Annotated in this window: 7 protein-coding genes; 3 read left to right on the top strand and 4 right to left on the bottom strand. The window is 74.2% G+C overall.

Annotated features, from left to right (window positions below):
* Nucleotides 1–371: 371 nt before the first annotated feature.
* Nucleotides 372–920 (bottom strand): MarR family winged helix-turn-helix transcriptional regulator, encoded by a 549-nt coding sequence (locus tag Sdagh_RS20340; protein ID WP_189417195.1) that lies wholly within the window; start codon nt 918–920, stop codon nt 372–374.
* A 123-nt stretch (nt 921–1,043) separates the two neighbouring features.
* Between Sdagh_RS20340 and Sdagh_RS20345 the strand changes: the two genes are divergently transcribed.
* On the top strand, nt 1,044–2,321 hold the full coding sequence (locus tag Sdagh_RS20345; protein WP_189417293.1) for an MFS transporter: 1,278 nt from the start codon (nt 1,044–1,046) through the stop codon (nt 2,319–2,321).
* Between the two features lie 12 nt (nt 2,322–2,333).
* On the opposite strand, the gene Sdagh_RS20350 is transcribed toward Sdagh_RS20345, so the two are convergent.
* Nucleotides 2,334–3,995: an ATP-binding SpoIIE family protein phosphatase gene (locus Sdagh_RS20350; RefSeq protein ID WP_189417192.1), complete on the bottom strand. Its 1,662-nt coding sequence runs from the start codon at nt 3,993–3,995 to the stop codon at nt 2,334–2,336.
* Nucleotides 3,996–4,158: 163 nt separating this feature from the next.
* Nucleotides 4,159–5,538: an NAD(P)/FAD-dependent oxidoreductase gene (locus tag Sdagh_RS20355; protein WP_190076873.1), complete on the bottom strand. Its 1,380-nt coding sequence runs from the start codon at nt 5,536–5,538 to the stop codon at nt 4,159–4,161.
* Between the two features lie 376 nt (nt 5,539–5,914).
* Here Sdagh_RS20355 and Sdagh_RS20360 point away from each other — a divergent pair, with 376 nt between their 5' ends.
* The gene (locus Sdagh_RS20360; protein WP_189417186.1) at nt 5,915–6,715 is read left to right on the top strand and encodes a TetR/AcrR family transcriptional regulator; all 801 of its coding nucleotides are present in this window, start codon (nt 5,915–5,917) and stop codon (nt 6,713–6,715) included.
* 382 nt (nt 6,716–7,097) lie between these two features.
* Nucleotides 7,098–9,023 (top strand): sigma-70 family RNA polymerase sigma factor, encoded by a 1,926-nt coding sequence (locus Sdagh_RS20365; protein ID WP_190076874.1) that lies wholly within the window; start codon nt 7,098–7,100, stop codon nt 9,021–9,023.
* Between the two features lie 1,419 nt (nt 9,024–10,442).
* On the opposite strand, the gene Sdagh_RS20370 is transcribed toward Sdagh_RS20365, so the two are convergent.
* On the bottom strand, nt 10,443–12,557 hold the full coding sequence (locus Sdagh_RS20370) for an asparagine synthase-related protein (RefSeq protein WP_190076875.1): 2,115 nt from the start codon (nt 12,555–12,557) through the stop codon (nt 10,443–10,445).
* Nucleotides 12,558–13,186 lie beyond the last annotated feature (629 nt).

Below are 13,186 nucleotides of genomic sequence, written 5' to 3' on the forward strand. Positions count from 1 at the left end.
CTCTATCAGATCTTTCCGACCCGATTTCCTCGGTGCTTTCCAGGTTTCCGCTTCCGCGTTTCCCTTTCCGGCGGTTCCGACTCTATCAGATCCTTTCGGGCCTGATTCCCAGTCAGAGGGGGTTTGCCTTCCCGGCTGTTGGGCCGTTCCGACGTCTCAAACCTTAGCGGACCCGCTCCCTGTTTCCAAAATCGGAGTTCGAGAATTAATTCGGGCACGTCGAATTGATCCCGAGGGGAGGTCGTGCTGGTGGTGTGTGAGGTGCCGCTGCTGCGGCGGAAGCGCTGCCGCACAACCGTTACGGCGCTGCGACAACTCGAAGAACCCTACAGATCGGGACGGGGGCCGTCAAGCATCGCCTGTCAAGATCTTTAGTCGAGGTCGCTGAGCCGGCCGCCGGCGTCCGGCTGGTCGTGCTCGACCCGGCGCAGGATGCGGGTGAGGACCTCACCGAGGGCCGTCCGCTCGTCCGGGGAGAGGTCCTGGAGGAGGTCCTCCTCGAAGACCGAGGCCAGGCGCATCGCCTCCAGCCACTTCTCCCGGCCGCCGCCCGTCAGCTCGACGATGACGCGGACCCGGTTGGACTCGTCGCGCTCCCGGGTGACCAGACCCTCGGTGACCATGCGGTCGATGCGGTGGGTCATCGCGGCCGGGGTGAGGCCGAGGCGCTTGGCCAGGTCGCCCGGGCCCATCCGGTAGGGGGCGCCGGAGAGGACGAGGGCCTTGAGGACCTCCCAGTCGGCGTTGCTGATGCCGAGGTCGGCGGTCTGACGGCCGTAGGCGACGTTCATGCGGCGGTTCAGCCGGGAGAGCGCCGAGACGATCTTCTCGACCTGGGGGTCGAGGTCCTGGAACTCGCGCTGGTAGGCGGCGATCTGTTCTTCGAGTGTCGGCTCTCCGGCAGCTGAGGTGTCGCCCATGGGTCGCAGTATGGCACGGCATGGCTTTGCCTTGAAGTCCTTCGGAATATAGTCTTTAGCATCGAAGTTTAGTATCGAAGTCTTCACTCCTAACTCGTGAGAGAGGTGAACGTGACCAGGGCGATGGGCGCTGCGATGCGCCGGATCCATGTGGGCAACGCACTCAGCGCGTTCGGGCTCGGTTTCACCGTCCCCTACCTGTACGTCTATGTGGCGCAGGTGCGGGGGCTGGGTTCCGTGACGGCGGGGCTCGTGCTCGCCGTCTTCGCGGTGGCCGCGCTGGTCGTGCTGCCGTTCGCCGGACGGGCCATCGTCCGGCGCGGCCCGCTGCCGGTGCTGCTCACCGCCCTGGTCGTGGCCGCGGTCGGGGCGCTGAGCCTGGGGGTGTCGGGGCAGGCGGCGACCGTGCTGCTGTCCGCCGCGCTGCTCGGGGCCGGGCAGGCCGTGATGCAGCCGGCGCTGGCGACGATGATCGTCGACTGCTCGCCGGCCGAGACACGGTCGCGGGCGTTCGCCCTGCAGTTCTTCCTCCAGAACCTCGGGCTCGGTATCGGCGGGCTGATCGGCGGGCATCTCGTCGACACCTCCAGCCCGGCGTCGTTCACCCTGCTGTTCGGCATCGAGGCGGCGATGTTCCTGCTGCTGGTCGGTGTGCTGGCCACGGTGCGGATGCCACGGGCGCCGCGGGTCGCGGACGCTCCCGAAGGTGCGAAGGGCGGCTGGCGGCAGCTGCTGGGGAACCGGGCGATGACGCAGCTGCTGGTGCTGGGCTTCGTCCTGTTCTTCGCGTGCTACGGGCAGTTCGAGTCGGGGCTGAGCGCGTACGGCGTGGAGGCGGCGGGGATCTCGACGTCCGCGCTGGGGACCGCGCTGGCGGCGAACACCCTCGCCATCGTGGTCGCGCAGTTCGCGGTGCTGCGGTTCGTGGAGCGGCGCAGGCGGTCGCGGGTGATCGCGGCCGTGGGGCTGATCTGGGCCGTGGCCTGGGCGATCGCCGGGTACGCCGGGCTCGGGCACGGCAGCCAGACCATGGCGACGGCCGCGTTCGTCTCGACGTACGCGCTGTTCGGTCTGGGCGAGTCGATGCTCTCGCCGACGCTGGTGCCGCTGGTCGCCGATCTGGCGCCGGAGGGCATGGCGGGGCAGTACAACTCCGCTTTCGCGCTGGTCAAGCAGCTCGCGCTGGCCATCGGACCGGCGGTGGGCGGGCCGCTGGCGGCGGCGCTGCCCGGCCCGTACATCGTCGTCTTCCTGCTGTTCTCGCTGCTGATGACCGCGCTGGCGGTGCGGCTGGGGCAGCGGCTCACCCAGGTGCAGGACCGGCCGTGGTCGCTGCGGGCCACCCGGGTGGTGCGGCAGGGCGGCACGCCCGCCGAGGCGGAGGAGCCTGCCCAGGCGTGACCGGGCGGAGCGTCACGGGCGGGGCAGGGCGAACTCGCACCAGACGGCCTTGCCGCCGCCCGGCGTGTGTCTGCTGCCCCAGCCGGAGGCGATGGTCGCGACGATGGCGATGCCCCGGCCGGACTCGTCGCCCGGTTCCGCCCGGCGGCGCCGGGGCAGGTGGTCGTCGCCGTCGGTGACCTCGATGATCAGGCGGCGGTCGGTGCGGCGCAGGCGCAGCCGCATCGGGGGCGTGCCGTGCTGGAGGGAGTTGGCGACCAGCTCGCTGGCGGCGAGGACGCCCAGGTCGTGCAGCTCCGTGGGGAACCTCCAGCTGGTCAGGACGCCCGAGGCGAACGCACGCGCGCGGGGCGCGGCCTCCACGCCGCCGAGGAGTTCCAGCGCGGCGTTGCGGAAGAGGTCGTGCTCGGGGCCGGTGCGCGCCGGGTGCTGGAGGACCAGGACGGCCACGTCGTCGTCGTGCTCCGGGGTGACGCCCGCCGAGCGGACCAGGCGGTCGCAGATCACCTGGGGCGTGCCGCGGGCGCCGGCCAGCGCGCGTTCCAGGGCCTCGATGCCCTCGTCGAGGTCCTGGTTGCGGCGCTCGACCAGGCCGTCCGTGTAGAGGACGGCCGTGGAGCCGGGAGCGAGGGCGATCGAGCCCGAGGCGTGGACCCAGCCGCCGGTGCCCAGCGGGGGGCCGGTCGGCTCGTCGGCGCGGTGGACGGTGCCCTTCTCGTCGCGGACCAGGATCGGCAGGTGCCCCGCGGAGGCGTACAGCAGCCGGCCCTCGTTGGGGTCGTGGATGGCGTAGACGCAGGTGGCGATCTGGTTGGCGTCGATCTCGGCGGCGAGGCCGTCGAGGAGCTGGAGGATCTCGTGCGGGGGCAGGTCGAGGCGGGCGTAGGCCCTGACCGCCGTACGGAGCTGGCCCATGACGGCGGCGGCGCGGACGCCGCGGCCCATGACGTCGCCGATGACGAGTGCGGTGCGTCCGCCGCCGAGGGTGATCACGTCGTACCAGTCGCCGCCGACGGCGGCCTCGGTGCCGCCGGGGTGGTAGGTGGCGGCGATGCGGAGGTCGTCGGGTTCCTCCAGTTTCTGCGGGAGGAGGGAGCGCTGGAGGGTGACGGCGGTCTCGCGCTGCCCGCGCTCGCTGGCACGCAGGCGCTCGGCGGCCTCGGCATGGTCGGTGACGTCGGTGGCGAAGACCAGCACGCCGCCGTCTCCGCCGCCGGCGCCGTCGCCCACGGGAGCGCAGGTGAAGGTGTAGGAACGCCCGTCGGGGGCCTTGCGGGACTTGAGGGTGCGGGGCTTGTGGCTGCGCTGGACCTGGTCGAGGAGGGGGAAGAGGCCCAGTTCGGCCAGTTCGGGCAGGGCCTCGCGGGCGCGTTGGCCGAGCGGGGGGACGCCGAAGGCGGCGGTGTAGGCGTCGTTGACGTAGGCGATGCGGTGGTCGGGGCCGTGGACCAGGGCGACGAGGGCCGGGACGCGGTCGAGGACGTCGCGGACGGGGAGGTCGTCGACGGCCGGTACGGGAGGGGGTTCGTCGGTCAGCTGTTCGACGCGGGCGGCGGGCACGGAGGTCTCCGGCCGGCTCTCTCCCCGTCGGCCCGGTGAGACCGTGGTGTCGGTCCGCGCCGCGGCGCGGCGCTGTGTTCCGGGGAGTCGGGCGCTCCAGCGCGTGAAGTTCACGAATCCTTGCCTCGGGTAGTCGTCGGCGGCCGGCACCGGGGCCGGCGGGGGCCGCGCGGGGCGAGCGGCGGCCGCCCGCGGTGGTGTGGACCAGTCTGGCAGGGTGCCGACCGGGTCGACATCCGTCAGACGCCGGGCCGGGCGGTGGAGTTCCTGGGTCCGGTCAGGACGACCCCTTCGGGTTGCGCGGGGGCTCCTGGGGAGGGATTCCCCCGGCCGCGCGTTCGAATTCTGCTCGGGGATGTTCGAGCGAGCCGAGGGAGACGATCTCTCTTTGGAAGAGGCCGGAGAGCATCCATTCGGCCAGCACGCGCGCCTTGCGGTTCACGGTCGGTACGCGGCTGAGGTGGTAGGCGCGGTGGACGAACCAGGCCGGGTAGCCGGTCAGCCGGCGGCCCCGGATCTGGGCGACGCCCCGGTGGAAGCCGAGCGAGGCGACGGAGCCGGCGGACCGGTGGGCGTACGTCTCCAGGGGTTCGCCGCGCAGGGCGTGGGCGATGTTGTCGCCGAGGACCCTGGCTTGGCGGAGCGCGTGCTGCGCGTTGGGGGCGCACATCCGGCCGGGCACGCCGGCGGTGACGTCGGGGACGGCGGCGGCGTCCCCCGCCGCCCACGCGTGCGGGGCTCCCTCGACCGTCAGCTGGGGGGTGCATTCCAGCCGTCCCTGCCCGGTGCGGGGCAGGTCGGTGGCGGCGAGGAGGGGGTGCGGTCTGACGCCGGCGGTCCAGACGACCGTACGGGTGGGGAAGCGCGAGCCGTCGCTGAGGACCGCGACCCGGTCGGCGCAGGACTCCAGGCGGGTGCGCAGGCGTACGTCGATGTTGCGGCGGCGCAGTTCGGTGACGGTGCGGCGGCCCAGTTCCTCGCCGACCTCCGGCAGAACACGGCCGGACGCCTCCACCAGGATCCACTTCATGTCGTCGGGCTCGATGTTGTGGTAGGAGCGGGCGGCGTAGCGGGCCATGTCCTCCAGTTCGCCGAGGGCTTCCACGCCCGCGTAGCCGCCGCCGACGAAGACGAAGGTCAGGGCGGCGTCGCGGAGGGCGGGGTCGCGGGTGGAGGAGGCGATGTCCATCTGCTCGATGACGTGGTTGCGCAGGCCGATGGCCTCCTCGACGGTGCGGAAGCCGATGCCGTGGTCGGCGAGGCCGGGGACGGGGAGGGTACGGGAGACGGAGCCGGGGGCGAGGACGATCTCGTCGTACGGCATGCGGTGCGCGCCGCGGCCCTCCTCCTCGGTGGCGAGGGTGGTGACGGCGGCGGTGCGGTGGGCGTGGTCGACGGACTCGGCCTCGCCGACGAGGACCCGGCAGCGGTCGAGGACGCGGCGCAGCGGGACGACCACGTGGCGCGGGGAGATCGAGCCGGCCGCCGCCTCGGGGAGGAACGGCTGGTACGTCATATAGGGGTCGGGGGCCACTACGGTGATCTCGGCCTCGCCCCGGCGCAGTTCGCCCTTGAGCTTCCGCTGGAGGCGCAGGGCCGTGTACATCCCGACGTAGCCGCCGCCGACAACGAGAATGCGCGCACGTTCCTTCACCATCCCATGACGCACCCGGCGCTTGCGTTTGTCCACAGGCCCGGCGATTCGTATGACCGGTGGCCGAGGGTCGGCAGGGTTGGCCGAATCGTCGATGCCGGAACCGAGTACGCAGGTCAGCACGGGTGGTCCGGGGACGGTCGAGGAGGTCGTCGGGGGCATATCGGGCCCGTACTCCGATCGGGGTGCGCGCCGTGCGGAACCTGCCCCTTCTGAATTGACTCCCACTCAACTATGTTCGTCTCGACGGAGTGTAGGGGGGATGCGCTCATCGGGCCCGCGACGGGCGGCCCGGGACGCGGGCCTGTTCCGCACACGCTCCGGCTTCCGATGACGGGGAGTGTCTCCGGGGGGAGACGTCATTACCGGGGGATTGTCTATGCATGTTCAGGGCTCTCATTGGTCGTCCGCCTCCACTGTCGCCGCCGGCGGCACGATGAGCGCGGCGGCGGGTACGAGGGGTACGACGTCGGGTGCGGCGGGCGGTGGTCGCGGGGACGGCGCGCGCACGGCGCCGCTGCGCGTGGACGCCCAGCGCAATCTGGAACACGTGCTGCGCGCGGCGCGTGAGGTCTTCGGTGAGCTGGGGTACGGCGCGCCGATGGAGGACGTGGCCCGGCGCGCCCGGGTCGGCGTCGGCACGGTGTACCGGCGGTTCCCCAGCAAGGACGTGCTGGTGCGCCGGATAGCCGAGGAGGAGACGACCCGGCTGACCGACCAGGCCCGGGCGGCGCTCGGGCAGGAGGACGAGCCGTGGTCGGCGCTCTCCCGGTTCCTGCGGACGTCGGTGGCGTCCGGGGCGGGCAGGCTGCTGCCGCCGCAGATCCTGCGGGTGGGCGTGGCCGACGAGCCCGCCGACGGTGGCGCGGCCGACGAGCACCGGGTACCGCAGCAGCGGCACCAGCCGGGCTCGGGCGAGCTGCGGCTGGTGCCCGAGGAGCCCGCGGCGGCCGTCGCCCTGGAGGACGACGCGGGTGCGGCGGCGCTGCTGGAGGTCGTCGGCCGGCTCGTGGAGCGGGCCCGCGCGGCGGGTGAGCTGCGGCCGGACGTGTCGGTGTCGGACGTCCTGCTGGTCATAGCCACGGCGGCGCCCTCGCTGCCGGACGCGGCCCAGCAGGCGGCGGCGTCGGCGCGGTTGCTGGACATCCTGCTGGAGGGGCTGCGGTCGCGGCCGGCGTGAGGCGGTCACGGGCCTCGCCGCTGGGGCCTGTCGTTTGGATCAGCTCGCGGGGAATCGGCTGCGCCTTCCTCGCGCCGGTGAGCGGGGCCTGGTGCGTGCGGATGCGAGGCGGAGGAGGGAGTCGACGCGGAGCGCCGGCGAGTGACGACAACGCGGCAGGTGCGCGTGCCAGGCCCCGCTCACCGGCGTGATCCGAACGACAGGCCCCAGGGGTCGCCGGGGGAGCCATGATGTTTCCCCACGCGGATGAAGATCATTGCTCCCTGGCGGTGAAATCCCACGGACGAGTGATGCTCGGTACCGCCTGTTCCTGCCGGTGAGCCTCTGTGACAGCCTGATCCGGTATTCGGATCGGTCGGGCAGGTGGCGGGGGCTTACCGCGATGGACGTTGACAGGCGGGGCGGCTCACCCGATGACGGGGACCCGGAATCCGATGACCTGCCGGAGGACCTGCCGCAGGACGGGCAGGCGGCGGGCGTCCCCCAGGAGGGTGCCTCCCACGAGGGTGTCTTCCAGGAGGTATCTCCGGAGGGTGTCCCGCCCCAGCGTGATCCGCGGGGCGAGAGCGTCCTGCCGCCGCCGCGCGAGGTGCCGCCGTCGGACGCCGAGCTGATCGAGCGGCTGCGCGGGGGCGACGACACGGCCTACGCGGAGCTGTTCCGGCGCCACGCGGACGCTGTGCGGCGGTACGCCCGCACCTGCTGCCGGGACGCCGACACCGCGGAGGACCTGACGGCCGAGGTGTTCGCCCGGGTGCTCCAGGCGGTGCGCGGCGGTTCCGGCCCCGAGTACGCGGTCCGGGCGTACCTGCTCACCAGCGTGCGGCGGGTCGCCGCCGGGTGGACGCGGTCGGCGCGGCGCGAGCAGCTCGTCGACGACTTCGCGGTGTTCGCCGCGCAGGCCGCCCGTCCGGCGTCGACGGCCGCCGACGACACGCTCGAACTGGGCGCGGACGTCCGGGCGATGCACGAGGCCGAGCAGTCCATGGCGATGCGGGCGTTCCGTTCGCTGCCCGAGCGGTGGCAGGCGGTGCTGTGGCACACCGAGGTCGAGGAGGAGTCGCCGAGCCAGGTGGCGACGCTGTTCGGGCTGGACGCCAACGGCACGCGGGTGCTGGCGAGCCGGGCCCGGGAAGGGCTGCGGCAGGCGTACCTCCAGGCCCATGTCAGCGATGCCCTCGCCGCCGACGAGGAGTGCGCGCGGTACGCCGACCGGCTGGGCACCTACGCGCGCGGCAGGCTGCGCACCCGGGCCGAGCGGGGGCTGCGCAAGCATCTGGAGGAGTGTGCCAAGTGCCGGCTGGCGGCCAGCCAGATCGCGGAGGTCGCCGGGGGCATCCCGGCGGTCGTGCCGGTCGCGGTCATCGGGTGGTTCGGTGCCGCCGGGTACGCCAAGGCGGCCGGGATCATCGCCGGTGGCGCCGGTGCGGGGGCGGCCGGGGCGGCGGCGGCCGCGAGCGGTACGTCGGGTGGGGCCGGCGGGGGCGGGGGTGCGGCGGCGTCCGAGGGGCTGGGCGCGCCGGTGAAGGCCGGGATCGCGGCGGGGGTGGTGGCGGCGGCCGTCGCGGCGGTGGTCATGGCACTGACGGGGGGTACGCCGGAGGAGCGACCGGAGCCGGAGGCGGCGCCCCCCAAGTCGTCGCCGGTGGTCCGGCCGGCCGAGCCGACGCCGGAGCCGGAGCCGGTGGAGCGGACGCCGGAGCCGGTGGAACCGACGCCGACGGTCACTCCTACGCCGACACCGACACCCACGCCGACCCCTACTCCGCCTCCGCCTCCGACTCCCACTCCGACACCGACGCCGGCTCCCAGGCCTCCGCGGAGTCCGGCTCCGACGCCTCCGCAGAGTCCGGCTCCGACGCCTTCCGCTGCGCCGGCCGTCTACCAGCTGAGCGAGTTGTCGTACGACATCGCCGGGGACGGGAGTGAGCCGGAGATGCGGATGGGGGAGAGCAGTTGGGCGTGGCAGCGGCCCGACGCGCGGATCGGCGGGGAGCGGTACGCGCACGGGGTCACGGTGCACGGCAGGTCCTCCGTGACGATCGACCTCAACCGTTCCTGTACGTCGTACGACGCGCTGGTCGGGGTCGACGACCTGACGATGAAGCTGGGCAGGGTCCGGTTCTCCGTCTTCGGCGACGGGGTGCGGCTGTGGCGGTCGGCGGTGGTCGAGGGCGGGGACGCGGCGGTGCCGGTGCGGGTCGGTATCGCGGGGCACGAGTCCGTGCGGTTGGTCGTGGAGCCGGAGGGCGCGTTCGATCGTCTGGCGTTGGCGGACTGGGTGGAGTCGCGGTTCACCTGTACGTAGCCGCGGGCGCGGGGTGTCGTCTGCTGAGCGGGGCTGTGGTCGGGGCCGGCCGCGTTCACCTGGTGACCGGCGCGGTGGCTGAGGCCGGGGCGTGGCGCGGGCCGACGTCATGTGGTGACCGGGGTTGCGTGTGAGGCGGGGGCGTCGCGCGGGTCGGCGGCGTCTCGTGACCGGCGTGGTGGCTGAGGCCGGGGCGTGGCGCGGGCCGACGTCACGTGGTGACCGGGGTCGCGGCTGAGGCGGGGGCGTCGCACGGGCCGGCGCGAGCGGGGTGCCGCCGCGCCCGCCCTCCCCCAAGCTCTCGGCTTCGCTCAGGCAGGGGCCCCCATCGCCCTTGGCGGCACGATTGCCCGCGGTGAGGCGGGCCGGCCCGCCCCGCCGGGCGCGTCACAGCCGCAGTGGGGTGGAGTCGGCCGCTCCGCCCGGCGCGTCACAGCCGCGGTGGGGCGGGGCAGCAGCCCGGCTGCGCCGGACACGGCACGCCAGCACCGGCGCAGAGAAGACCTGGGCACCGCCCGCGCGACGCGCAGCCGGACACCGCCGCCACCCGCGCCGCACGCTGAGACGCAGTAACAGCGCGCCTCACGAAGCCGGACGCACACCCAGCCCACCCGGCGCGAGACCGGACCCACTCGCAGCCCATCGGCGCGCGAAACCGGACAACGGCACACTCCACACCACATGAAGCCCGGACGTACACCCGACCCACCCAGCGCGAGCCCGGACGTACTCCCGGCCCACGCCACACGAAGCCCGCAGTACACCCGGCCACCCGGCGCGAAGCCCGACCGCACACCCAGCCCACCCGGCGCGAGCCCGGACATACACCCGGCCCACGCCACACAAAGCCCACAGATACACCCGACCCACCCAGCGCGAAGCCCGACCGCACACCCAGCCCACCCGGCGCGCAGCCCGACGCGTGGGTCGGCCGGGGGTCACCGGAGCCGGGCGAGAGCCGCGGTCGCGTACGGCGAGGAGGGGACGGGGCCGGGGGGTGTCCGCCCGCAGCGGTCGGCGCGTCGACCCCGTTCACCACCGCAGAGAACCGATGCCGCACCGTTCCTACGACGGACACCTCCCACCCCGGCCCGACCCACCCCGCCCGCACAAGGCGCTACGCGCACCCCCACCACCCGCACAGGCGCCGCAGGCATCACACCGCACCCCACACCACCCGCAGGCACTCCACCGCACCGCGCACGAACCCCACCGCACCGCGCACCGCACCCCGCACCGAACCCCACCGCACCCCGCACCCCGCCGAGGCCGCCGCAGGCTCCGGGCCCTCCTCCGCCTCGCCCGTCACCGCATCAGCGTCCTGTTCGCCATGCTCCGCGACGGAACCTGCTACCAGTCACGGAGCCCACAGCTCGCTTGACGAAGGACATAAAGGACATAGACGCACCGCACCCCCGGTCAACCGCCGGAGGCCAGCGCCCCCCGGCGAGGTGCGATGCCGCCCGGTACCGCTCGCGCGCGGGCCGGGGTTCCCGTCCAGCAGGTGCCCCGGCGGGCCAGCAGCCGCCCCAGCCACAGTTCCAGCGAGATCAGGTCCGCCAGCCCGTCCAGCGGCAGCGCCTCCCCCGCCGCGGCCGCCCGCACCGCCTTGCGCACCACCCGCGCCTCCACCAGCCCCGCCTGCGCCAGCAGCGGCCGGTCGAACACGTCCATCAGCGCGTCCGCCGCGGACCGCAGCCCCGCCCGCGCGGTCCGCGCCGCCACTCCCTGCACCGGCGTGCCCCACCCCCCGGGCACCTCCGGGACCCCGGCTCCCTCCAGCACCGTCCGCAGGATCGCCGCCCGAGCCCCCGGCCGCACCCGCAGCGCCTCCGGCAGTTCCCGGCAGGCGCGCACCACCTGGTTGTCGAGGAACGGCGTGTGCAGCCGCTGCGACCGGATCTCCGCCGCCTGCTCCAGCACCCGCACCTGGGCAGCCTGCCGCGACAGCGCCGCCCGCGCCCGGAAGTCACCGGGCCGCTGCCCGGGTCCCAGCGCCGACCGCCGCGCCGCCGTCTGAAGACGAACCGATACCTCTGCGAGCGCCTCTCCCGTCACCCACCGCGCCGCGGGACCGGGTCTGCCCCAGCTCAGCGCGGCCAGCGACGCGCCCACCGCCCCGTCCTCCGCGCCGTCCAGGACCGGGCCGCGCGCCCGCAACTGCTCCGCGAGCCCGTCCAGCCCCGCCCGGTACGACGTCCGCGACAGCCGCCGCGCCGCCCCGTACACCCGGGCCGGCACCATCACCGACCCCACCGACCCGTCGGCCTTGGCCAGCGCGGCGACCGGCCGGACCAGATGCCGCCGCCTGCGGTCCATCAACAGGTCGGCCAGGCGCGCCGGATGCGCGTCCAGCACCTCCCGCGCCCCGTACCCCGTGAAGTGGTCCGCGCTGCCCGCCGCGAGCCGCGCCCGGTGCCGCGCCACCGAGACCAGGCAGGCCGCCGGTTCGTCGGTCAGCGGCCCGTCCAGCTCGGCGTACGGCAGGACCTCCGCGCCGCCGGCCACCACCACGTGGTGCAGCCGCGGGTTGGCGGCCAGCGCGCCCGCCCGTTCCAGCTCGGCCTCGCGCCCGCCCACCGCCAGGTCGTTGAAGGTGACGGCCAGCAGCCGCTCCCCCGCGCCCGTGCCGTGTCCCAGCACGGTCCCCGGCATCCCCGGCAGCCCCGCGGCCAGCAGCGCCAGCGTCCCGGACGCCGGGCCGCCCGACAGGTCCGCGCCGATCCCCGGCACCGGCATCCCGCGCGCCGCCCGCCGTTCCGCGGGGCCCATGCCGGGCACCGGCCCGGGGTCGATGCCGTTGCCGGGCACGTGCCGGGGGGCGGCGAGCCGGGTCCGTACCGCCTCGACCAGCGCGTCCCGCACGCCGTCCACCGCCCGTTCGGGATCGGCGGGCGGCGCGGCCACCGCGAGGGAGGCCACCGGTTCGTACCCGGCGATCTCGCGCGCCCCGGCGCGCAGGATCAGCGCGTGCCCCGGCGGAACGCGTTTCACGCCGTCGTACGGGGTGGAGTCGTCCAGGGCGGCCGGTACGTCGGGGGCGGCGAGCAGCGCGGCGAGGTAGGGGAAGTCGAGGTTGGCCTCGACGAGGTCGGCGAGCGGCAGCGCGGCGGTCGCGTAGGCGGTGCCGCCGGCCCAGGGGGTGTGGAAGACGGGACGCGCGCCCGCGAGGTCGCCGCAGACCATGATCCGCCGCCCGACCTGGACGACGGCGGTGTAACTGCCCGGCCAGGCGGTCAGGTGCCGAAGCGCCCCGCCGCGCGCGGCGAACAGGGCGACCCGCAACTGCTCGTCGCTGGCCCCGCAGAGGCCGAGGACGGCGATCCGGGTCTGCGGGTCGGCGCTGACCACGCGCACCTCGTCGGGCCGCCAGTCACCGACCGCCCAGAGCGGGTCGGGATCGCCCCACAGGAGGTGGGAGCCGACCGGCTGCACGGTCTCCCCGTCGTACCCGGTGGCCCCGGCGGAGGCGCCGCCTCCCAGGGCACCCGCGACCCCCGCGGCGGCGCTGCTCCACCCCACCAACCACCGCATCGACGCCTCCACAGCCTGTGGACAAACCAGTGCACCGTACGAACTGGTTCCCCATGCTGCCATGAAGGGCGCGTGCCAGAGCGTCGGCGGAGCCGCTCACCCACCTGCGGCCACACCTTCGGTATGCCCTCGCGCGACCCCGGCCACCCGTGCCGGCGGTCGCCCCTGCGACGCGAATGCGCCCCCACCGTGCGCCCCAAGGACGCCCAACGCGCCCTCAACTGCCGTGGTAGAAGCGGTAGTACACGCGAACCGACGGAGCTTATTTTCAGCCAATTCGCGGAGCCATGACCGCGTTCGAACACGCTCCGTACACGCTCTGCCAGGCTCCGCGCACCCCCGCACCGCGCACGGTCCGGGAGGCGGGACGCGCCCCCCGGACCGGTCCGCCGCCCGCGGGGATATGAGGCGGCGGTGTCCCCCAGCCCACTGGATCCAGTACAGCGGGCCGACCCACGCAACGCCCATGGAACCGCTCCCCCGGTGGCCGGACCAGAGCGCACGCACGGGCGCACGGCCACACACCGGGAGCACGCCGCAACAGTCCGTACAGACCCCGCACTTCCGTACGGACCACAATCCCGCCATCCGGAACAATGCCCCTTAACGCTTGGGATGCGGCGAACTAC

The organism is Streptomyces daghestanicus, assembly GCF_020521275.1.
GTDB classification, from domain to species: Bacteria; Actinomycetota; Actinomycetes; order Streptomycetales; family Streptomycetaceae; genus Streptomyces; species Streptomyces griseoviridis.